General features: G+C 38.7%; 21 protein-coding genes. 9 read left to right on the forward strand and 12 right to left on the reverse strand.

The genetic code is table 11. The features are described 5' to 3' along the window. From J8L98_RS00970 to J8L98_RS01000, 7 genes are all read left to right on the forward strand, one after another. The gene (locus tag J8L98_RS00970) at positions 1–429 is read left to right on the forward strand and encodes a nuclear transport factor 2 family protein (RefSeq protein WP_210994879.1); all 429 of its coding nucleotides are present in this window, start codon (positions 1–3) and stop codon (positions 427–429) included. Then, complete coding sequence (locus J8L98_RS00975) at positions 426–1,136, forward strand: SDR family NAD(P)-dependent oxidoreductase (protein ID WP_210994880.1); 711 nt, start codon at positions 426–428, stop codon at positions 1,134–1,136. Before J8L98_RS00970 ends, J8L98_RS00975 begins: the two co-directional genes overlap by 4 nt. Beyond that, on the forward strand, positions 1,133–2,392 hold the full coding sequence (locus J8L98_RS00980) for an FAD-dependent oxidoreductase (protein ID WP_210994881.1): 1,260 nt from the start codon (positions 1,133–1,135) through the stop codon (positions 2,390–2,392). Before J8L98_RS00975 ends, J8L98_RS00980 begins: the two co-directional genes overlap by 4 nt. Continuing rightward, the gene (locus J8L98_RS00985) at positions 2,393–3,121 is read left to right on the forward strand and encodes a DUF1365 domain-containing protein (RefSeq protein WP_210994882.1); all 729 of its coding nucleotides are present in this window, start codon (positions 2,393–2,395) and stop codon (positions 3,119–3,121) included. A gap of 1 nt (position 3,122) precedes the next feature. Further along, positions 3,123–4,385, forward strand: a complete 1,263-nt coding sequence (locus tag J8L98_RS00990; RefSeq protein ID WP_192509235.1) for a cyclopropane-fatty-acyl-phospholipid synthase family protein — start codon at positions 3,123–3,125, stop codon at positions 4,383–4,385. Next, on the forward strand, positions 4,348–4,857 hold the full coding sequence (locus J8L98_RS00995; protein WP_210994883.1) for a DUF2878 domain-containing protein: 510 nt from the start codon (positions 4,348–4,350) through the stop codon (positions 4,855–4,857). Before J8L98_RS00990 ends, J8L98_RS00995 begins: the two co-directional genes overlap by 38 nt. Positions 4,858–5,068: 211 nt before the next feature. After that, entirely contained in the window at positions 5,069–5,344 is a 276-nt protein-coding gene (locus J8L98_RS01000; RefSeq protein WP_192509237.1) for an HU family DNA-binding protein, read from the forward strand. 64 nt (positions 5,345–5,408) lie between these two features. On the opposite strand, the gene ilvN is transcribed toward J8L98_RS01000, so the two are convergent. The 8 genes from ilvN to J8L98_RS01040 all read right to left on the reverse strand — a co-directional run bounded on the left by ilvN (position 5,409) and on the right by J8L98_RS01040 (position 15,216). Then, on the reverse strand, positions 5,409–5,906 hold the full coding sequence (gene ilvN / locus J8L98_RS01005) for an acetolactate synthase small subunit (protein ID WP_192509238.1): 498 nt from the start codon (positions 5,904–5,906) through the stop codon (positions 5,409–5,411). Continuing rightward, positions 5,906–7,630 (reverse strand): acetolactate synthase 3 large subunit, encoded by a 1,725-nt coding sequence (locus tag J8L98_RS01010; protein WP_210994884.1) that lies wholly within the window; start codon positions 7,628–7,630, stop codon positions 5,906–5,908. Before J8L98_RS01010 ends, ilvN begins: the two co-directional genes overlap by 1 nt. A 495-nt stretch (positions 7,631–8,125) precedes the next feature. After that, entirely contained in the window at positions 8,126–9,133 is a 1,008-nt protein-coding gene (locus J8L98_RS01015; RefSeq protein ID WP_192509240.1) for an isocitrate dehydrogenase, read from the reverse strand. Between the two features lie 257 nt (positions 9,134–9,390). Continuing rightward, positions 9,391–11,082 carry a hypothetical protein gene (locus tag J8L98_RS01020; RefSeq protein ID WP_210994885.1) on the reverse strand — a complete coding sequence of 564 codons (1,692 nt, stop codon included), beginning with the start codon at positions 11,080–11,082 and terminating at the stop codon, positions 9,391–9,393. Then, the gene (locus tag J8L98_RS01025; protein WP_192509242.1) at positions 11,082–11,468 is read right to left on the reverse strand and encodes a DUF3192 domain-containing protein; all 387 of its coding nucleotides are present in this window, start codon (positions 11,466–11,468) and stop codon (positions 11,082–11,084) included. The genes J8L98_RS01020 and J8L98_RS01025 overlap by 1 nt, the downstream gene beginning before the upstream one ends. A gap of 66 nt (positions 11,469–11,534) precedes the next feature. Beyond that, positions 11,535–12,317: a flap endonuclease Xni gene (xni, locus tag J8L98_RS01030; protein WP_210994886.1), complete on the reverse strand. Its 783-nt coding sequence runs from the start codon at positions 12,315–12,317 to the stop codon at positions 11,535–11,537. Beyond that, complete coding sequence (gene ppnN / locus J8L98_RS01035) at positions 12,314–13,657, reverse strand: nucleotide 5'-monophosphate nucleosidase PpnN (protein WP_210994887.1); 1,344 nt, start codon at positions 13,655–13,657, stop codon at positions 12,314–12,316. Before ppnN ends, xni begins: the two co-directional genes overlap by 4 nt. 14 nt (positions 13,658–13,671) lie before the next feature. Then, positions 13,672–15,216 (reverse strand): GGDEF domain-containing protein, encoded by a 1,545-nt coding sequence (locus tag J8L98_RS01040; protein WP_210994888.1) that lies wholly within the window; start codon positions 15,214–15,216, stop codon positions 13,672–13,674. Between the two features lie 185 nt (positions 15,217–15,401). Here J8L98_RS01040 and J8L98_RS01045 point away from each other — a divergent pair, with 185 nt between their 5' ends. Continuing rightward, on the forward strand, positions 15,402–17,180 hold the full coding sequence (locus J8L98_RS01045; RefSeq protein WP_210994889.1) for a PDZ domain-containing protein: 1,779 nt from the start codon (positions 15,402–15,404) through the stop codon (positions 17,178–17,180). A gap of 665 nt (positions 17,181–17,845) precedes the next feature. Continuing rightward, positions 17,846–18,370 carry an RICIN domain-containing protein gene (locus J8L98_RS01050; protein ID WP_210994890.1) on the forward strand — a complete coding sequence of 175 codons (525 nt, stop codon included), beginning with the start codon at positions 17,846–17,848 and terminating at the stop codon, positions 18,368–18,370. Between the two features lie 199 nt (positions 18,371–18,569). Here J8L98_RS01050 and J8L98_RS01055 read toward each other — a convergent pair whose 3' ends face one another. From J8L98_RS01055 to hisA, 4 genes are all read right to left on the reverse strand, one after another. After that, on the reverse strand, positions 18,570–19,337 hold the full coding sequence (locus J8L98_RS01055; protein WP_210994891.1) for a glycosyltransferase family 25 protein: 768 nt from the start codon (positions 19,335–19,337) through the stop codon (positions 18,570–18,572). Positions 19,338–19,529: 192 nt separating this feature from the next. After that, the gene (gene hisIE, locus J8L98_RS01060) at positions 19,530–20,141 is read right to left on the reverse strand and encodes a bifunctional phosphoribosyl-AMP cyclohydrolase/phosphoribosyl-ATP diphosphatase HisIE (protein WP_210994892.1); all 612 of its coding nucleotides are present in this window, start codon (positions 20,139–20,141) and stop codon (positions 19,530–19,532) included. Then, positions 20,132–20,911, reverse strand: coding sequence for an imidazole glycerol phosphate synthase subunit HisF (gene hisF, locus J8L98_RS01065; protein WP_192509251.1), 780 nt, complete (start codon positions 20,909–20,911; stop codon positions 20,132–20,134). Before hisF ends, hisIE begins: the two co-directional genes overlap by 10 nt. Next, positions 20,893–21,627: a 1-(5-phosphoribosyl)-5-[(5-phosphoribosylamino)methylideneamino]imidazole-4-carboxamide isomerase gene (hisA, locus tag J8L98_RS01070; protein WP_210994893.1), complete on the reverse strand. Its 735-nt coding sequence runs from the start codon at positions 21,625–21,627 to the stop codon at positions 20,893–20,895. Before hisA ends, hisF begins: the two co-directional genes overlap by 19 nt.

A 21,627-nucleotide genomic window follows, 5' to 3' on the forward strand; every position in this document is an offset into this window, starting at 1 on the left:
ATGGGACCTATTTTAGATAGATTTATCGGCATGTATGATGTTTTACGTGTTGATAACTTAGCGGTACTTGCGGATGTATACCACCGAGATATTACTTTTGTTGACCCGCTTCATCAGGTAGAAGGGCTTGCTGATTTAACTCAGTATTTTGCGCATTTATATACAAATGTTAGTGCAATTCATTTTGAAATAGAAGACAAATTTGCAATAGACAATTATGGCTGCGTCTATTGGCAAATGCGCTATATTCATCCACGCCTAAATTCAGGCTGTGAAATTGCAGTGAATGGACATAGCAAGTTGATGTTTAAAGAGGAGAAAGTGATTCATCACAGGGATTATTTTGATGTTGGTGAATTGTTGTATCGTCAATTACCGATACTAAGTTCTGTCATTAAAGTGGTTGACAGAAAGGCGTCAGGAGAATGAAAAAAATACTTATTACAGGAGCAACCTCAGGTATTGGCAGAGGCTTAGCTGAATATTACGCGTTAAACGACGAAGTTTTTGCCTGTGGTAGAAATAAAGATGCATTGCTTGAACTCAGTCGGTTACCCAAAGTTACAGCGTTGCAATTTGATGTAACAGATCTTGGTAGTATTCAAGATGCCACAGGAAATCTACCAGCATTGGATATTTTGATTTTAAATGCAGGAAATTGTGAATACATAGATGATGCTAAGGCGTTCGATAGTGCTTTGTTTGAGCGAATTATACAAGTTAATTTGGTGTCAATTGGTTACTGCTTAGAGCAGCTATTGCCAAAAGTAAAGTCAGGTGGGCAGCTTGTTATTGTCAGCTCTAGTGCCGCTTTTTTAGCCCTTCCTAGGGCGCAGGCGTACGGGGCATCAAAAGCCGCAGTGTCTTATTTAGCGCAGTCACTGTCGATTGATTTAACAGACATAGACGTGACATTGGTGCACCCAGGGTTTGTAAAAACCCCGCTGACTGATAAAAATGATTTTTCGATGCCTATGGCCGTAACTGTAGACAAAGCCGTTGCATGTATCACTGCTGGTATTATTAAACGGAGAAAGGACATTCATTTTCCGAAACGTCTAACAATTATAATGAAATTACTCCAAATGCTACCTTTTGGGTTATGGAGACCAATAGCAAAAGGAATATCTCGATGAAAAATATAGCAATAATAGGCAGTGGTATTTCTGGAATGACAGCCGCTTACCTACTAAGTAAAGTACCTAATCATAATGTAACTGTGTTTGAAAAAAATGATTATGTTGGTGGGCACACTGCGACAGTCGACGTTGAAGTTGATGGTCAAATGCATGCCATAGATACTGGGTTTATTGTATTCAATGATCGTACCTACCCAAAGTTTGAGAAATTGCTGAGTGAGATAGGTATCTCGAGGCAACCGACGCAAATGAGCTTCAGTGTCCAGAATACTCAAAGCGAGTTTGAATATAATGGGCATACATTTACTTCTTTGTTTGCACAGCGACGAAACATATTTCGGCCGACCTTTTGGCGATTGTTATACGATATCGTGAGATTTAATAAACTATGTAAGCAGCTGTTTTATAGTAATGATTATTCGCGTTATTCCACTCTAGGAGCGTTGCTTACCCAGCATAACTTTAATGAATTTTTTAAAACGCACTATATTTTACCAATGGGCGCTGCTATCTGGTCAACAAGCATTGCAAAAATGAGTGAATTTGAAGCGCAGTTTTTTGTGAAGTTTTTTTTCAACCACGGTTTGTTGGATATAGCTAATCGACCTCAGTGGTATGTCATACCTGGAGGATCTCGTTCATATATTACGCCATTAATTGAGTCGTTTAAAAATGCAATTCATTTAAATGCCAACATTAAAACAGTACGTAGAAATGAGGGAGGTGTAGAGCTTGTGATGGAAGATGGGCGAGTGCAGTTATTTGACGAAATCGTTTTTGCCTGTCATTCCGATCAAGCACTGGCTTTGCTAGAGGCGCCAACTGAGGATGAAGCACAAATATTGGGGAGTATGGCCTACACTGAAAACTCTGTTGTATTACATACCGATAAAAGCATGTTGCCGAAGCGTCATGCAGCTTGGGCTAGTTGGAATTATTTATTAGATGGTAATGCAGATGCAGCCGCAGTAGTGACCTATCAAATGAATATCCTACAAGGTATTGAAAGTGAACAGCCGCTGTGTGTGACCCTAAATTATGATAAGGGTATTGATGATTCAAAGGTGCTGCGTAGATTTACGTATCATCACCCTGTGTTTAATCAAACAAGTATTGATGCTCAAAAGAAAAAAGCACTTATCGATGGTAAACATAATAGCTACTTTTGCGGGGCTTATTGGTTTAATGGGTTTCATGAAGATGGAGTTAAAAGCGCAGTAGATGTGGCGAGGCAATTTGGGGTTGAGTTTTAAATGGGGTTAAATAGTGCGTTATACCTTGGCGATGTAAGTCACAGACGTCTCGAACCCACTGAGCATAAGTTCAAGTACCCTATGTATATGGCGTGGATTGATTTAGATGAGTTAGATCACTTAAATGTGGTTCATCCTTGGTTTGGAACGAATTATTTTAAGCCGTTGCGATTCAAGCAAAATGATTATTTAAAAGGGTACTCTGGGCAATTAAAAGACAGAGCCCTAACAGTGAGCGCTCAATTAGGCGCACAACCCAGTTCAGATAGCGTCATGATGTTGTGTCAATTAAGGTGCTTTGGCTTATATTTCAGCCCAGTCAACTTTTATTTTTTCGCTGATCCCACTGGTAAGTTTACGCATATGGTGGCTGAAGTCAGTAATACACCGTGGAATGAGTGCCATTGTTATTTAGTTTATTTAGATAGAAAAGTGAACTTTAAAAAAGTTTTTCACGTATCTCCTTTTATGAATTTGGATATGCATTATCACTGGTCTGTTCGAGCGCCGGCTGCTAGCACCTTGATTCATATTGAAAATAGACGTGAGCAAACACGACTCTTTGATGCAACCCTGAGACTTAAACGGTATACGCTATCAAGGGAAAATATCACGTTTATTTTAAAGCGATTCCCTGCAATGACAGTATCAATTTTTAAAGGTATTTATTGGCAGGCGTTAAGGTTGTTTTTGAAAAAAGTGCCGTTTATTGGGCACCCAGGATCATAAAATGGAAAATACCTCAGATTTAAAAATACGTGCAACATCCAGTTGGCTAACTGGCTTATATAAAAAATTAGTTCTTTCGGCTTTTGGTAAGATTGAAGAGGGCTATATAACTGTGATTGAGGGCGCGCAGACCTATACCTTTGGCTCAGAGCATAGCACGTTGTCTTGTGTAATAACGGTTCTCAATGACCAGATGTATAAGCAGTTTGCACTTGGAGGAAGTGTTGGTGCTGGTGAGGCCTATATAGATGGTCATTGGAAATGCAATGACTTAACTAAAATGATAGAAATATTTGCTATAAACCAGAGTCAATTGGATGATTTTGAGAGGAAATTTTCAGCTTTAAGTGGTTTGGCTAATAAGCTTGCACATCTTAAAAATCAAAATTCAAAAGCGGGCTCAAAAAAGAATATCGCTGCGCATTACGATTTAGGTAACGAACTTTACTCTGCATTTTTGAGTAAAGAAATGCTTTATTCTAGCGCGATATATCAGCATCCAAATACGACTTTAGAGCAAGCCCAAAATAACAAACTTGCAGTTATATGCCGCAAACTGGATATACAAGCAACAGATAAAGTTGTAGAAATAGGCACTGGATGGGGGGCATTCGCAATATATGCTGCGCAAAACATTGGATGCCATGTCACAACGACAACAATTTCTGAAGAGCAGTATACCTACGTTGAAAACTTGATTAAGCGTAACCAGCTTGAGAGTAAAATTACTTTACTAAAAAGCGACTACCGAGAACTAACGGGTCAGTTTGATAAGTTGGTGTCTATAGAGATGATTGAAGCAGTAGGCCACGATTATCTACCGAGCTTTTTTGATAAATGTAATAGATTATTGAAACCCTCTGGTGCTATGCTTATCCAAGCAATAACAATTGCATGTCAAAGGTATGACCATTACCTAAAAAAATCTGATTTTATTCAACAGCATATTTTTCCTGGAGGGTGTTTACCATCACTAGAACAAATGCATATTCAGATTAAAAACGGCACTGATATGGTGGTTCATGAGGTGTCGGATATTGGTTTACATTATGCCCGTACTCTAAACGATTGGCGTGTAAGGTTTATTGAGGCGTGGCCAAAGCTGGACCATAGTAAATTTGACGAGCGTTTTAAACGACTTTGGCTATTCTACTTAAGTTACTGTGAAGGTGCATTTAAGCAGAGAGCGACCAGTACGGTCCATCTAATTGCGAGGAAGCCAAGGTATGTATCGACCGAGTGCAAAAGTACGCTTAGTTATTAATTTCAGCCTATTCCAATTATGTTGGTTTAGTGCGCTGTTTATGCAGGCTGATGCGATTTTTTTTATACTTGTTTGCATAGCTGCCATGTTTATTTTTGTGAGTAACAAAAAGCAGAGTGGGTTTTTGGTGATATGTTTGTTGCCCGTATCGTTATTACTGGAAATACTGTCAATATCACTTGGTATAATAAATTATGGTAGTCCAACAATACCGGTATGGTTAGTCGGGATTTGGGTGGCTTTCATACTGACGTTTAATGAATCACTTAAAAAGGTAATGTCGTTAGGTGTATGGCAAGCAATGTGCTTGTTTGCCGTATTTGCACCGTTAAGTTACCAAGCAGGCGAAAAGTTTGGTGCACTGACGATTGATTTTTCGTTAGTGGACTTTTGGTTCGCATTTTCAGCAATTTGGGCTGTTTATAGTGTCGCTGTACGGACGTTATACCAGGCAATAACAACAAATTTCTAGGAACATTAGGCATAAGCTATTGCTTAATCATTAATGCCTTGCTAATTTGTATTCGCTGATTAGATTTAACGCAAAATGTGCAATGAATGCGCGCCACTACTGAGTTACATCGATTTTTTTTGAAAAAGCTAAGGAAATGGTTGCACATCTAGTCAAAATGCATAAACATAGCTTTTGCTCAGGCAAAATATAAATGAATAGGAATCTTATAATGAATAAAGCTCAACTAGTTGAAAAAATGGCGGCAGATGCTGAAATTTCTAAAGCAGCAGCAGCTCGTGCTCTTGAAGCGTTCACAGGTGCTGTAACTACCTCTCTAAAAGATGGTGATTCAGTTGCACTGGTTGGTTTTGGTACTTTCTCAGTAAAAGAGCGTGCTGCGCGCACAGGTCGTAACCCGCAAACTGGCGATGAGATCCAAATCGCTGCTGCAAATATCCCAAGCTTCAAAGCTGGTAAAGGGCTTAAAGATCAAGTTAACCTATAAGCGTTAATTTTGGTATGAAAAAGGGGCTTTTGGCCCCTTTTATATATTTAATATCGAGTAAATGTCAGCCTTTAAGTGCCTTATCTCCTCTGCCAATACCCACCGCACCAGACCTAACCAGTTCAATAATGTCACTTTCATGACGCAACATATCGAGAAAAGATTCTATTTTCTCTGCACTACTTACTAGTTGCAGTGTATAGCTTTGTTTTCCCATATCAATAATTGCCCCGTTATATACATCTGCAATGCGTGTCACGGAAGCACGAGTCACCTCGTCTTTTGCATAAACCTTAACAAGCAGTAACTCACGTTCAATGTTTGGCATATCGGTCAAGTCAATTACTTTTAGTACATCAACAAGTTTATTTACTTGTTTGGTTATTTGCTCAACGACTCTATCGTCACCATGGGTTGTAATGGTAATTCGAGATAAGGTCTTATCATCAGTTGTACCGACCGTTAAACTGTCGATGTTGTAAGCTCGTTGAGAAAATAGCCCAACAATACGTGATAGGGCACCTGGCTCGTTCTCCAATAAAACACTGAGTATTCTACGCATTATCCTTTAACTCCTTTTTTAAGCCACATATCGTCTATTGCACCCAGCTTTATTTGCATAGGGTACACATGTTCTTTTTCATCTACTCTAATATCAAGGAACACGAGCTTATCTGTAATAGAAAATGCTTTTTCTAGCGCAGCGTCTAATTGGTCAGGGTGATCTACCCGAATACCCACGTGTCCGTAGCTTTCAGTAAGCTTAACGAAGTCTGGTAAAGATTCCATATAGGAACTTGAATGCCGGCCATCATACATCATATCTTGCCACTGTCTGACCATACCTAAAGAACGGTTGTTTAAAGACACGATTTTTACTGCAAGACCATATTGCAAACAAGTTGATAACTCTTGTATATTCATTTGGATTGAACCATCGCCCGTTACACAGACAACGTGCTTATCAGGGAATGCGAGTTTTACGCCCATCGCTGCAGGTAGACCAAACCCCATTGTCCCAAGACCGCCGGAGTTAATCCACTGACGAGGATGTTTAAAGGGGTAATATTGCGCTGCGAACATCTGATGTTGACCTACATCTGAGCTCACATAGGCCTCACCTTTAGTCACTTGATATACTTTTTCAATGACTGTCTGTGGTTTTATGCAGTCATCCGTTTTGGCGTAATCTAAACACTTAACTTCTCGCCATTGTGTTATTTGTCGCCACCAATCTTCTTGTGCGGACCGATCAATACGTTTGTCATTATTGTCGAGTGCCGTTTGCAGTTGCGTCAGTACAGTGGCTAAACAACCTACAACAGGAATATGAGCGGGAATTGTTTTTGAAATAGACGTAGGGTCTACATCAACATGAATAATCGTCGCATTTGGACAGAACTTTTTAACATTATTGGTTACACGATCATCAAATCGAGCACCTAAAGCTAAAATTACATCGGCATTGGCCATTGCTTTATTCGCTTCTAAACTCCCATGCATTCCAAGCATGCCAATGAAATTTGGGTGAGTACCACTAATACCACCAAGTCCCATTAAGGTGTTAGTTATAGGTGCATTCAAAGACTCAACGAGTTCCGTAAGTTGCTCAGACGTGTCAGACAGTATTATGCCGCCGCCAGAATAAACGACCAGCTTTTTTGCATCCAATATTGCATTCACGGCTTTTTTAATTTGTTTAGGGTGACCCTTCACACTAGGATGGTAGGTACGCATTTCAGTGTTGTTAGGAAATTGATATTCGAATTTTGTTTGTGGATTAAGAATATCTTTAGGTAACTCAACCACAACAGGACCGGGGCGTCCGCTAGCCGCTAAATAAAAGGCTTTTGCTAGTATACTGGGAATATCTTGTGCGTTTCGACAGTTGAAGCTGTGCTTAACAATAGGTCGAGAGCAACCAACGATATCAGTTTCTTGAAAAGCATCATCACCGATTAAACTAGAAGGAACTTGACCTGACAGTACTACCATCGGAATTGAATCCATATAAGCTGTTGCGATGCCAGTAATACAGTTTGTTGCACCAGGTCCCGAGGTTGCCAATACTACACCGACTTGACCAGTTGCACGGGCATATCCATCGGCCATATGTGTTGCGGCCTGTTCATGACGAACGAGTATATGTTTAACGTCATTTTGCTGAAATAGTGCATCATATAGATCTAGTACTGAACCTCCGGGGTAACCGAATATGTATTCTACGTCTAGCTCTTTTAGTGCTTTTACGACTAATTCTGAGCCATTAAATTGCCCTTTATTCATCCTCATTCCTCAGTTATCGACTGAATATATAAATTTGACCAAAAAAAAACCCCGCATTTGCGGGGTTAAAGCGTAAACTTGCTCAACACGGCCCCGCTGGACTTATATACAAGACCAGGACGAGGACATTAAGGCTAGAAATACGTTTCATTTTGGTGACGATCCAAATAATAATTAACAAAAGTTATTAAAAGTGTTTTTAGCTATTAAGTCAATAGGGAAACAGCTTTATTGCATAAATAACTCTAAAAGTCGTTTTTTTAGTGTTTTTTTTGCTTTTTATTGTTCTTTGTTGATTTGCTTTGGATTTATTATGCAGTCAATTGTGCCGTTATGGTATTTTATTCCTAATCCAATGTACAAAATAGTAAAATTGCTGTAGCTTTTCTGAGTTTGCAGCTAGTAGGCTCAAAAGATAGATGAAATGTGGTAAATACATACATTGATAGATCAAAAAAGCCCGCACTATGGCGGGCTTTGATACTTTATTTCTAATTATAAGCGGTCAATAACGGCTTGTGTAAAGTCAGTGGTACCATGGTTACCACCTAAATCTCGTGTTGTTCTGTCACCGGTTTTGATTACGTCGGCGACTGCATTTCGAATACGCTCAGCGGTATCACCCATTTGTAAATATTCTAACATTTGGATTGACGCTAAAATGACTGAAGTGGGGTTTGCAAGGTTTTTACCTGCAATGTCAGGTGCACTTCCATGAACTGCTTCGAATATTGCTGCATTTTCACCGATATTTGCACCCGGAGCCATGCCCAAACCACCTACTAAACCAGCGCATAAGTCAGATAAAATATCACCAAACAGGTTTGTGGTTACAATGACATCAAACTCTTCAGGCGTCATTACTAATTTCATGCATGTTGCATCGACAATCATCTCCGCTGATTCGATATCAGGGTAACGCTCACCAATTTCACGTGCAACTTTTAAGAATAAACCTGATGTTGACTTTAAGATGTTCGCTTTGTGAACGGCTGTCACTTTATTACGACCTTCTCGCTGTGCCAGCTCGTATGCAAAAGTTACTATTTTTTCAGCACCTTCGCGTGTGATTTTTGACATTGCTTCAGCTTCGTTGCCATCATCAGATACAACTTGGCCAAGCCCTGAGTACATACCTTGCGTATTTTCACGAACAGTAATGATATCGATGTCGTCATAGCGTGCTTTTGTGCCTTCAAATGACTTCACAGGGCGTACATTTGCATATAAGCCAAATTGCTTACGTAAAGTTACATTAATTGACGTGAAGCCTTCGCCAACTGGAGTCGTTAAAGGACCTTTTAAAGTGATTTTATTTTTTTCAATCACCTCTAATGTTTCTTGAGGTAATAGTTCACCTGTTTTTTCAAGAGCTGCAAGACCTGCATCTACGAATTCGTAATCAAAGTCACAGCCAGCTGCATTTAAGATCTCGATTGCTGAGTCAATGATACTCGGGCCGATGCCGTCGCCTTTAATTACAGTAATGGTTTGCTTAGCCATTGTAGGTTTCCTTTATCAAAAATATATATAACACCAGCTCACGTTGAGCATCTAAATGTTTAATTGTAGTAAACAAAGTAAGAAGGTGTCTGTTCGCTTGAATTTTTAAGGGCGATTTATATCAATTTATGATGATATATTCCAGTTAGGAATGGCTAATTGGTATAACCTGTAATTATACTTACTATGCTTTGTATTTATGTTCTTGATAAAGGGTGGAATTTACAGCAATTTGTATAAACTTTGAGTGATGTTTATCACTCCGTTGTGCAATAAGGTGATTGTTCTAGTAGCGTATTAAAGAATAGTGTACGGCTCTTCCAGCTAAATTCATCTAATGTGAATTCGAGTATTTGGTTTTGCCATGTGGTTAACTCATCATTGCCAGTCAACATCATAACCACGATGAGCTTGATGGCAGAAAAATATTTGGCGTGTATTGAAAGTGCATGTTTATCCATCAATTCAGTTTCAGCAAAAGCATTGTGCATGCTTGAATATTTGAAATACTTTTGAATAAATTGTTCGAACTCAGCGTTATCAAGCTGTTCAAACCCAAAAATATGCGCGATGGATAAGGGCTTTTGAGAAAACTGGTCGGATGGCGTTTTTATCAGTCGCATCACTTGAGAGTCATGTTTAGACAACATAAAGTATATTGCAGCGGTGAACGGGCCAAGTAGTGTTTCAAATAGATCCGATTTAGAATGCTGAGTCAAAACGTAAATGACTTTGTTAAATAAGGCATATTTACACCATATGTCGGTGGAGAAAGGGTGGGGTTTATCGGCTAATAGTGTTTCAAGTAATACGCGTTGACACAGTAAACCCGCAGTATCCAACCCTACCATTGTCAAACAGTGTCTTAGGGTCGTAGCCTTTTGACCTTGTCGATTATACTGTCGTGCGGCTTGTCGTAGCGCATGTTCAAGCTGTGTGAAAGGCGCAATATTTTTTTCTATTGCTTTGAATTCAACATATTCATCACTTCCTAATTCAGCAATGGCATCTAAAATGGACTCAGAGGTAGGAAGTTCAGACGGGGTCATTCTGACTAGATCGTTAAACCAGATGCTATATAGTAGGGTTTTATCATCGGTGATAATTGGTTTATATATTAAGCTCAATTGCTTAGTTGTTTTGACAATACCTTTTACTTGTGTATTTTCTAGTAACGCAAGTGTTACAGTTTTCCCTTCCTTAGCGAGAAGCAGTGCATTACTTTTTTTATAGGATACCATTGCTCCTGACGGGCAGTCGGAAAATTGCTTAGCAAGTGTTACTAAACTCGATTGAGCAAAGACGTTATGTGTATTGAGGTACAGTGACTTTATCGCTTGTATGACACTAAATGTTCTTACTTGAGGTCTGGGTGTGATCGCTTTGGCTATACGTTTAGACAAACATACCAGCACCGTTGTATTGTCATACAAGGGTATGTTTTTAACCCCAGTTATTGAAGCGGTGTATTTATCTAGCCGAGCAAGTATCCTTTGTAACTGACCATTAGGGACTTTAGCACTATTTAGCATTTTAATAGCAATTTGATGACGTAGGTTGAGTAATTTTTGTTCTTGTGATGAAAGAGGTTTACCACTTGCCTTACGGTTGGTTTCATTGGTGCTGCAGATGTGATCTGATAAACAAGCAAGTACCAGCTCTTCTGTAAACTCAGGTGAGTAACCATTTGCTTTGCATAATGCGCAGATAAGGATCGATTGATTGACAACTAAATTTGTTGTGTAGCCATGGTTTTTGGCATAAAACTGTAAATGAGCATGAAGGGCATTCGGTACTTGTGTGTACAATAGCACAAACCGTTCAGCAAGTTGGGTTAATACCGGGTAAATTGTAGGCCATTTTTCTTTACTATAGTAAAGCCGAAGCGCCTGATGGGTATGCTCAAGTAGACGCTTTAGTTGGTTAGGATTTGCTTTAAAAGCTTGCACTAATTGAACGCCTTTTCATAGGCTACCGAGGCGCTAGGCCCCCAAAGCGTCAGTTTTCCATTTTTAAATAACAAACCAGTACATTCATCTTTGGTTGTAATCCCATCAGGTTTAACCAGTTGAGTTCTAAAGTAAACAATTTGAACAATGTCATTGTTTTTCTTCTTTAAAAATGTCAAATCGGGGCTTCCAAGCGTTTCGAGTACGTCGTCAATAGCAATATGTTCCCCTATTTTAAGCTTTGAGATAAAGCGATTATTAAACGCTTCTCTATCTTGCCAAATCATAGCTTGAGGATCATCCTTGTAGAAGTTGATGACAAGCATAACAATGACTGCATAAACCGCTAGCCCCAAAATAATATAACGTAATACTTTTTTTATCATGTAAGGCTCACCAAATAATTAGCTTTAAGTATAGCAAAGCGCATTGTTTGAAAAATATAGTTGCGACTAACGTATATGATTCAATCTTATCTGACTTAAATTGAAGCCTAAATGAATGTCGGTTCGTAACGTGACTAAATTTTTACTAATAATAAAATCATCCATGCCCCTATTTAACTTATTTTTTAAGCTTTGTTTGCAATCATCACTCGCCAGTGCTGACTCAATATCACCGAACTTGTTTAGCAGTTGTGAGGCTGATTTATTGCCTACACCTAGCACACCTGGGATATCGTTGGTTTTGTCTCCAGCGAGCGCCCAGAGATCAATAAGTAAATGTTTTGGGACATCGAAACGTTCCGTAATTTCTTGCTCCGTTAACCAGTTCTTTTTAAAATAGTCAAATACACTAATGTACTCACTTGTCAGAGGATAAAAACCTTTATCTGTAGAGATAATCGTAGAGTGAATTCTTCCCGCTTGTGCTTTAGCCGCTAACGTTGCAATGATATCGTCAGCTTCATCTTGCAATGGTCGATATGCTGTAACGCCAAGCTCCGAAAAAGCATCAGCCATAATATTTAAATTATCGGCAAGTAAACTGGGCATAGGTTTACGAGAATGCTTATATTGCTCAAAATAATGATAACGCCAGCTTTTATCGCCATCAAATATAGCAATCATGTGAGTTGCGTTAGTTGCTTTGATTATTTTTTGCGTTGCGTGTTTCACGCGAGACTTGCAAGATGAAATTATATGCTGGTCACTGTGGTGACTTTGTTGTACATCTACAGCAAAAATGCGCCGAATTAAATTCAGCGCGTCAATAAGTACTAAATTTTTTTTCATGCTTTTATTTTATAACACGGTATATATTTACTGCCTGGAAGCTTCATTCTACCTTGATCAACAAATGCTTGCAGAAGTTTATCCATATCTTTCATTAAAGAGGTATCACCACTTAAAATATAGGGGCCGTGGCTTTGTATTGCTTTTATTCCTTCATCTTTAACATTACCCGCAACAATTCCAGAAAATGCTCGTCGCAGATTGGCGGCTAATTGTTGTGTAGGTTGCTCTAGATGTAAATTAAGACCAGACATATTATCGTGAGTAGGTGCAAATGGCATTTGAAACTCATTGTCAATTTTTAATGTCCAGTTGAAATAGTATGCGTCACCTTGCTCCTTTCTATATAATCGAACATCTGCCATACTGCTTTTGAGCTTCTTGGCGACAAGCTCGGGGTCGTCAACAATGACTTCAAACTTACTAAGTGCTTCTTTACCTAAAATACTTTCAACAAATGCGCAAATCTCATTGAAATAGGCTGCAGACTCTTTTGGCCCTGTTAAAATAACAGGTAAGCATTGCTTAGCGTTCTCAGGGTGAAGTAGTATACCGAGTAAATAAAGTAACTCTTCGGCAGTTCCCGCACCTCCTGGGAAAATAATAATACCATGTGACATACGGACAAACGCTTCTAAACGCTTTTCTATATCAGGCAGTATCACTAACTCATTCACAATCGGGTTAGGCGGTTCAGCAGCAATAATACTGGGTTCAGTTAACCCTAAATAGCGATTACTGGTGATACGTTGTTTTGCATGACCAATGGTGGCACCCTTCATTGGGCCCTTCATTGCTCCGGGTCCACAGCCAGTACATATATTCATACCACGTAAACCAAGCTGATACCCAACTTCCTTGGTGTATTTATATTCAGTTTCGTTAATTGAGTGGCCACCCCAACAAACGATCAAATTTGGGTCTGTGTTTACTTGTAATGCATCTGCATTACGAAGCATATCGAAAACCATATGTGTGATTTCACGGGGTTCTTCGATTTGTTCTTGATGCTTTTGGCAAATAAAAAGGATGTCACGAATGACAGAAAAAATGTGTTCGTGGATCCCTATGATGATCTCACCGTCAACAAAAGCCGTACTAGGTGGGTTATCTAACTCGATTTTAATTCCGCGTTCTCTAGCAATAAGGCGAATAGCAAAATCTTGGTATTTATTATAGATTTCTGAACTTGAGTCAGTATGGCTACCAACATTTAGTACTGCAAGTGCACAGTTTCTAAACAATCTATAGCGCTCGCTATGTGATGATTGTTGTAGTAAGTCTACTTCTAATTGAGATAGAAGATTCAAAACACCTGTTGGGTTTAACTGTATTTGCATAGGCATACTCCTTGTTATTCACGAAGACAAATTCGGTCTCTCCCGCTATTTTTTGCTTCGTAAAGTGCATCATCTGCTCTATCAAAAGCCGACAACGGTGTATCACCATCTCTAAATTGTGTTGCACCTAAAGAAATAGTGATTTGTACTTGTTTTTCTTTAAATTTAAAGGGGATCGACTTAATTGTGGTTCTTACCTTCTCTAACGGTTGTTTCGCTTGGCCTAGTGGCATACCAGGCATAAGTAAAACAAACTCCTCGCCGCCATAACGCGCAATAAAATCTGTTTTTCTAATAGATTTTTTCAATGCGCGAGCAATGACTTGCAGTGTTTTGTCACCGGCGCTGTGACCATACTGATCATTGATAGATTTGAAGTGATCAACATCAATTACAACGAGCGTTACATCAGATTTTTGCACATCGAATAAATGAAACTCTTGGTTAAATCTATCATCAAATGCGGCTCTGTTAGGTAGCTTGGTAAGCCCATCTAACAAGCTCTTAAAACGTTGTTCTGATAAGCGCTTTTTATAATTAGTTACTTTAGATTCAAGTACATTAATGCGCTCGTTAATTTGCTCGAAGCTTGCAAAAAGGGCTTCTTTATCAGCTCGCTCTAATCTTTCTCGCTCAACCAAATCGTGACTTAGAATCTTCAGTTCTCCGTCCACTAATGATTTAAGCTCCGCTATTGATGTCGCTTTTTGAGTTTGTTCATTGAGGTTTTTTATTTTTGATTCAATTTGCTTATTTAAACCATTAAGCTCATGACTCATTGAACGTGAGTTTTTGGTTGTACTAATAATCGATGTATGAAGTTCTTCTAGTGTTTGGTTTAACGACACCAAAAAACCTTGCGCAGATTGACGCTCTCTGGCAATACTTTTTGCAATGATCCTTATTATCCCTAAACCGGACTCTAACAATACGTCGACATTGTCATTAAGACTAATATTATTCTTTATCGCTTTTACTTCGTTAGCAACATCTTCATCAAAAATAAGCTCGTTAGCCAGTGCGAGTAATTCAGCTGCAATCTCAGGATTTTTATCAGAACGATTATTTGCGTCAGAGTCAGTTAAAATAGTTGCTTTACTTTGCAATGTCTTGTGATAAATCGTCACGAGTTTATCAAGGATTGGTATAAACTCGTTCGTGGACTGCACGTCCAATTCATGATCAAGCAAATGGCGTAACATTCGTCTGCCATCTTCAGGTAAACCTTTTACTCTTTGAAGTTGTTTTCCTGAGATTGTGATAGATTCCAGTAATTTTCTATGATTAGCAGAATTCACCGCTTCTTGTTGCTTGAGCATTGCTGACATATTGTCGATTAACGGGGCAAATTCCTCAAAATCCATGCCTTTGTTAAGCGCACTTCTAAATTTAGCAAGTTGGTTATCTAGGGCAACGTCTTGTCCTTTGCAGCTTAGCGATAATTTCGCAGAAAATTGAGAAAGCACATCTACTTGATGTTTTCTTGCTGTTTCTAAGGCCTTGCGAACTTTTATTGCTTGTCCGAGTTTTTTTTCTAATTGCTCAGTATTATCAGTCACAAATATAGACCACTTCCATCGTAGATAAACACGCTTTTAAGTTTACAACAAATATTTGATTAATGTAGATGATTTTGTAATTAGCTGCTAATTATTCATCCAATAATGTAGATTCACCGCGTTTTTTAAATAATCGGTCGTATCTTTGTTAGGGTCCGTGGAACCGACGTTATGTAGAAATAATTATGATTAAAAATACTGCTTGGCTAGCCTTGACGGCATTGCCGTTTTTGTCTTTTGCTGAGGTTGAATATAGGCTGAAAATAGATCAACCAGAACATCATTTAGGCAATGTATCAATTTCATTTCCAAAATTAGCGCAATCCCACATAGATATCCAGTTGCCCGATTGGCGGACTGGTCGTTACGAGATTTTGAATTTGGCAAATGGCGTACGTTTGTTCTCTGCGACAAATAGCCTTGGTGCAGCATTAGAGTGGAATAAAGTAGATAAAAATACTTGGCGAGTCCATTTTGATAAGCCAACAGAAGTGAACGTGAATTACCAAGTATACGCGAATGAACTTGGCCTGCGAGCTAGGCACATCGATGATAGTCATGCATTCATTGATGCTTCAGGGTTTTTCATGTTTAGTGATTCATTCAGGCAAGAACCCATTAACGTTGAGTTGGAAGTTCCCAAAGCGTGGCGTTCAGTTTCTGGCATGAAGTTCGGTGACAATGAACACAGTTTTGTTGCTCAAAACTATGATGTGTTACTAGATTCGCCAATTGAGACTGGTATAAATGATTTAAGTAAGTTTGAAGTCGATGGCCGACAATATGAGTTAGTTGTTTGGGGGGAGGGCAATTATGATATTGCGCTTATGTTGCGAGACCTTAAAAAGCTGGTCAAAACTGGGACGCTGATCTGGGATGATTATCCGTACGAGCGTTACGTATTTATGGTACACGCTACAAGTGGTGCCCGAGGCGCTACCGAACATTTAAATTCAACTATAATCCAGAGGCACAGAGATAAGTTTTCAAAAAGAAAAGATTATATAGGTTTCATTTCTACTGCGGCGCACGAATTCATTCATACATGGAATGTTAAAAATTATCGCCCTTCTGGCCTAGTTCCTTACGATTATGTCGACATTAACTATAGTGATCTTTTATGGTTGGCGGAGGGTTCTACGAGTTATTTAGAAGATTATCTATTACTAAGTGCAGGAATAACCACCAATCAAGAGTACTTCAAAAGTTTGACTCGCTCAATTAACCGGCATTTGGCGACCCCTGGTCGAGAAGTTCAATCTGCGGCGGAAACCAGCTTTGATAAGTGGATTAATCAAGGAGGAGATCATGGCCGAAATTATAGTACAAACATTTATTCTGAAGGTGCGTTAATATCTATGGCATTGGATATTACGTTATTAAAGGATTCTGATGGTGCGGTAAGTTATAAAGATGTTCATCGGGAACTTTACAAGCAATTTAAGCTGCCAAAATCTTTTACCAGTCAGGATGTGAAGAATATACTGAAGCAAGTGAGCGGTAAAGATTATTCTCAATGGTGGACTACGTACGTAGATAGTCCATTAGACATTGATTTTGACGAACTACTCAGTTTGGTTGGTCTACAACATGTACTGCCTACATCGGCTGAAATAACAGCGAGTATTAATGCTCAGGCTAGTATTTCAGGTGAGTTGTTACTCTTAACACATGTAGCTCGTAATGGAGCTGCTTGGAATGGGGGATTGACAGCAGGTGATAAAATCGTCGCCATTGATGGCCATCATGTAAGGAATTCGTTGGCACAAACGCTAAAGTTATTAAAACCTGAAAAAAAAGTCCGTGTAGATTTTATTCGTAGACATAAAATAAATAGCACTTATATTACTTTAGAAAAAGACTATAATATGCCTAAAGAAGTGAAGGCAATTAAAAACCCATCGCAATTGCAGAGAAAAATGTATCAATCTTGGATGGGAGTACCACATCCATATAATATGTAGGTTTATATTGAATGTTACTTTTTATTTAATTATGGCCATATAAAATTTCTGAATTTATAATAAGCGGAGTTAACTTCGCTTATTATTTACTATCTAATGTATTTTTCAGTGCCTTGTTGATCAAATAGAGGACTACTAATCAATTGCTTAATTTTAACTCTGTAGTTGGTATTTGGACATATCTAGCCTGTTTATTACCTTCACTTTAATCATCGTTTCAGTATGCTGACTATTAAAATGACGACTTGTAAGCTTATCACCCATTAATTTTTTAAGCTGATACATTGCCGTCTAAGCAAGTGAATGTAAATGTGAGGACTTCCCTGAATTAACTTTCCACTGCGTTAACCTATTTTGTCATGTTTAAATAGGTTAGCGCTTAATCAAATATTGATGTTACTGAGCTGAACTAAAGCACGATTGTACTGTGAGCTATTTCTAATTTTCTTCTTGACCTAAAAATACGGATTAAAACGTTATATTGCCTTATCTTATATAATCTAATTTAATCAATGAATTAGATGGTGACGACGAATAACATAGCTGTTTATGAAATTGTTAATAAATTGCGTCAATTATGGAAATAAAAAGAATTGACACTAAGTGCATATTGAATAAAATAGGGACACTCAAGTTTGAGTTTATATATTTTTAAGGATAATAATATGCATTTAAAAAAAATTGCTTTTTCAATACTCTCATGTTCAGCTGTTTTTTCTTCGCTTTCAAATGCGGCAACAGAGCGTTTAGAATTTCAACAATTCACGCAAGTTGAAATTAGGAATTCAGCTCAAGGTCTCTGTTTAGATCCACAGGGTACTTCAGGTGCTAAACGAAGTGATGTACAGCTTTGGACCTGTGATAATACCCTAGATCAAAAATGGTATATTGAACCTTTGGGAACGTGGGAGAGTATTAAACTTGGTGGTTCCTTTAGAATAAAAAATGCGGCATCAGACCTATGTTTAGATGTTCGTGGTGAAAATGGAAGTAAAGGGGAAAATGTAGGTATCTGGAACTGTGAGTTTAACACTGACCAATACTGGAGAATAGATGGTAATTTACTCATTAATACCTCTAAGGGCTATGTATTAGACCCTAAGGGTAAATCAGGTAGCCATGGGGCTGATGTGGTTATTTGGGATTGGGAAAAATTTTCAGATGACCAATACTGGTATACTGTAAAATAAATTATTTTAAATAGTCAAAGAGTACTTTAAACTAAAGTTGCTCTTTGACTTATTATTGATTGAAAAATAAAAATGGGAATTTAGAAACAAAACGATAGTAAATAATGGCTCAGGGCAAGAGCATGAAAAAGCACTGTAAATTCAATCTATCAATGTGATTTTTACAATTAATATAAAGTGAATAGGTGTTATACAAATTTTAGGCGCTATTTTTCAGCGCTTTAATTACGTCGCGAGTGGCTATCATATTTAGTCGTTTTTCTTGAAACTGATGCCACTTTCGCTTCCAAAAATGCTTTTTAATAGGTGTGTTACTCGACGCTTTAGCTATATCACTTTCAAATTCACCCGCTTGTTCAATATAGTAGGGCATTATCGAATAAACTGGCACTGCAGTTTCCCAGATATGCTGTATATCAGTATCTACAGGTCTGGCAAATTGCTCAGAGGCTTCAAGAAGTCTTTTTGCGCCTTCTAAACTAATCGCTTGAGCGCAACATCCTGTCATGGCTTTTTTATGAATTACAAGACTAAACAGACCATTTAATTTTTGTGAGTATGCAATCGGCTTTTTTCGGTTTTCATAGGCTGCAAGCTTAATGAGTTGCCAATCGAAATTGAGGTTTTTGATCGTATTAAAGACATCATGTAGGTTTCCTACAAGTTTGAAATCATCTTCGATTACAATGGCATAATCAAGTTTACGGTCAACGATGGTTTGCCAAGCCTTTCTATGACTCAAATAGCAACCAATTTCCCCTTGACTAAGTGCTCGGTGGTATTTTTTGCTATTTAAATTTGTACTATAATGGCGATGTAATTCATCATAACTGAGGGATTTACCATATACTCCCGAGATTCGCTCAAAGCTCAAGCTTTGTTGGTTTAGTCTATCCGAGCAGGCTTTCAAACGTTGTGTGCTCTGATCTAAATTAATCAAAAAAATGGGGGGAACAATATTACTCATTTCAGTGAGATCTCAAGTTTAAAATGCCAAAAGTACTTTTATCTATTTTTGCTGTTACTACAAACAATAATAAATTGCAGCCAGTTAAACCAATAACAAGAGCAAAAGCGCAATGAAGAGGTTTTACCATGGTGAGGTCCTTAACTATTTTTAGCAAGCATACCATGGTAAACCGTAAAGAACAGAATAGCGTTATTTATGCCTGCTTTGTAGGCAACTTATAACACTCGACAAATCAGTTTCACTTCGTTGTAACAACACCAGCAAGTGATAAAGTAAATCAGCTGATTCATTCTCTAGTTCATCTTTGTCTGCCTTCATAGCAGCTAATGCGACTTCAACGCCTTCTTCTCCTACTTTTTGGCAGCTTCGACTGATGTCTTTGGCAAATAATGAAGCAGTATAGCTTGTCTTAGGATCATCTTGCTTACGAGATACAATCACTTGTTCTAATTCGGCTAAAAATCCGAGGGAAGGTTTAGCTTCTCCAAAGCAGCTTTGAGTCCCCAAGTGGCAAGTCGGTCCTTCAGGAATAGCAAGCACTAAGATAGAGTCTTGATCGCAATCAGTATGCGCACTCACTAAATTGAGCACATTGTTAGACTCTTCTCCTTTAGTCCATAAACGCTGTTTTGAGCGAGAATAAAAGGTGACTAATTTTTTCTCTAACGTTACATTTATTGCTTCGCTGTTCATAAATCCTTGCATGAGGATCACACCTGATGTAGCGTGTTGAACGATAGCCGGTAATAATTCTGCTTTCTCAAAATCTAGTTTTGAAATGTTGGTTGGTGTTAATTGCATAATCTGCTCGCTATATTTTGAGTGGCTAAAAATTGCTTCAACTCTTTTATATTTATTATGTTTTTGTGGAATACACTAGCGGCCAAAGCGCCATCTACGTGACTGCTTGTAAATACGTCGGCAAAGTCTTGCATGGTACCAGCGCCGCCAGAAGCGATAAGAGGTACGTCACATATTGCTCGAATTTGGCTTAACTGGTCGTTATCATAACCTTTTCTTACGCCATCTTGATTCATGCAGTTTAATACGATTTCACCTGCGCCAAGCTCTTGGACTTTCCTAACCCAATCTTGGGTTTTATAGCGTGTACGGCTAGACGCATTTGGATCACCAGTCAACTGATAGACCAAGTATTCATCTGATTGTTCATCATAAAAACTATCTATACCTACCACGACGCATTGTTTACCAAATTCATCATGTAATTCCTTAATAAGCTCTGGTCGGGCAATGGCAGGGCTATTAATACTTATTTTATCTGCGCCTTGCTCGAGTACTTTCGCAGCATCCGCAACGGATTTAATGCCCCCAGCAACACAGAAGGGAATATCGATATGCCTCGCTATATTTTCTACCCAATTTACATCCAGTAAGCGCTTTTCAACACTGGCGCTTATTTCATAGAATACTAATTCATCAGCGCCAGCTTCACTGTATAGTTTAGCAAGATCCAATATATCTCCGACGACCTCATGACCTTTGAATTTGACGCCTTTAACAACTTGTCCATTCTTCACGTCTAAACAGGGAATTATGCGCTTTGATAACATTTTAGCGCCTCCTCAACTGTAAACGCATTATCTAATAACGATTTTCCAAGGATTATGCCGCTGACGCCAATCTTGACTAGTTTTTCTATGTCTTCTAATGAACTTACCCCACCAGAAGCTTGAACCTTTATAGCAGGATTGTGCTTGCACAGTTGCTCGTAAAGAGTAAATGATGGACCTGTCATCGTGCCATCCTTGCTGATGTCCGTACATAGAAAATCAGCAATGCCTAGGCTGGCATAAAAATCGACTAATTCGAACAAATCGACTTTCGCATCAGAAAGCCACCCATGTGTCGCGGGTGCCCACCCACTTTCAGTTTTATTAACATCCAGGGCGATAACAAAGTACTCAGGCCCGAATTCTTTTATCCAGTTCGATACTTCTGCTTGTTTATCGACCGCCATCGAACCAATAACAACTTGTGCGGCTCCTGCGTCAAGCCATTGCTTGACATCTTCATAGCTACGAATACCACCGCCGACTTGATAGGGTACAGATAACGCGCTGGTCGCGGCTTGAATTTGCAGCCACTGTTTATTTTTAGGATCTCTGGCGCCCTCAAGGTCGACTAAGTGCAACTTTTCTGCACCACTTTGTTGGTAAGACATCAGTCGTTCATCTAACTGAAACGGATAAAATTGTGCGGTATCGTATTTACCTTGATATAGCCTCACAACCTGGTTTTGTAATACATCTAGCGCAGGTATAATCAT

Origin of the sequence: Pseudoalteromonas sp. MMG013, assembly GCF_018100885.1 — a bacterium.
Lineage (GTDB): Bacteria > Pseudomonadota > Gammaproteobacteria > Enterobacterales > Alteromonadaceae > Pseudoalteromonas > Pseudoalteromonas aurantia.

Excerpts from the sequence above, each read along its gene's own strand:
- J8L98_RS00970 (WP_210994879.1), top strand. The coding sequence starts at position 1 with ATGGGACCTATTTTAGATAGATTTATCGGCATGTATGATGTTTTACGT.
- J8L98_RS00975 (WP_210994880.1), top strand. The coding sequence starts at position 426 with ATGAAAAAAATACTTATTACAGGAGCAACCTCAGGTATTGGCAGAGGC.
- J8L98_RS00980 (WP_210994881.1), top strand. The coding sequence starts at position 1,133 with ATGAAAAATATAGCAATAATAGGCAGTGGTATTTCTGGAATGACAGCC.
- J8L98_RS00985 (WP_210994882.1), top strand. The coding sequence starts at position 2,393 with ATGGGGTTAAATAGTGCGTTATACCTTGGCGATGTAAGTCACAGACGT.
- J8L98_RS00990 (WP_192509235.1), top strand. The coding sequence starts at position 3,123 with ATGGAAAATACCTCAGATTTAAAAATACGTGCAACATCCAGTTGGCTA.
- J8L98_RS00995 (WP_210994883.1), top strand. The coding sequence starts at position 4,348 with ATGTATCGACCGAGTGCAAAAGTACGCTTAGTTATTAATTTCAGCCTA.
- J8L98_RS01000 (WP_192509237.1), top strand. The coding sequence starts at position 5,069 with ATGAATAAAGCTCAACTAGTTGAAAAAATGGCGGCAGATGCTGAAATT.
- ilvN (WP_192509238.1), bottom strand. The coding sequence starts at position 5,906 with ATGCGTAGAATACTCAGTGTTTTATTGGAGAACGAGCCAGGTGCCCTA.
- J8L98_RS01010 (WP_210994884.1), bottom strand. The coding sequence starts at position 7,630 with ATGAATAAAGGGCAATTTAATGGCTCAGAATTAGTCGTAAAAGCACTA.
- J8L98_RS01015 (WP_192509240.1), bottom strand. The coding sequence starts at position 9,133 with ATGGCTAAGCAAACCATTACTGTAATTAAAGGCGACGGCATCGGCCCG.
- J8L98_RS01025 (WP_192509242.1), bottom strand. The coding sequence starts at position 11,468 with ATGATAAAAAAAGTATTACGTTATATTATTTTGGGGCTAGCGGTTTAT.
- xni (WP_210994886.1), bottom strand. The coding sequence starts at position 12,317 with ATGAAAAAAAATTTAGTACTTATTGACGCGCTGAATTTAATTCGGCGC.
- ppnN (WP_210994887.1), bottom strand. The coding sequence starts at position 13,657 with ATGCAAATACAGTTAAACCCAACAGGTGTTTTGAATCTTCTATCTCAA.
- J8L98_RS01045 (WP_210994889.1), top strand. The coding sequence starts at position 15,402 with ATGATTAAAAATACTGCTTGGCTAGCCTTGACGGCATTGCCGTTTTTG.
- J8L98_RS01050 (WP_210994890.1), top strand. The coding sequence starts at position 17,846 with ATGCATTTAAAAAAAATTGCTTTTTCAATACTCTCATGTTCAGCTGTT.
- J8L98_RS01055 (WP_210994891.1), bottom strand. The coding sequence starts at position 19,337 with ATGAGTAATATTGTTCCCCCCATTTTTTTGATTAATTTAGATCAGAGC.
- hisIE (WP_210994892.1), bottom strand. The coding sequence starts at position 20,141 with ATGCAATTAACACCAACCAACATTTCAAAACTAGATTTTGAGAAAGCA.
- hisF (WP_192509251.1), bottom strand. The coding sequence starts at position 20,911 with ATGTTATCAAAGCGCATAATTCCCTGTTTAGACGTGAAGAATGGACAA.
- hisA (WP_210994893.1), bottom strand. The coding sequence starts at position 21,627 with ATGATTATACCTGCGCTAGATGTATTACAAAACCAGGTTGTGAGGCTA.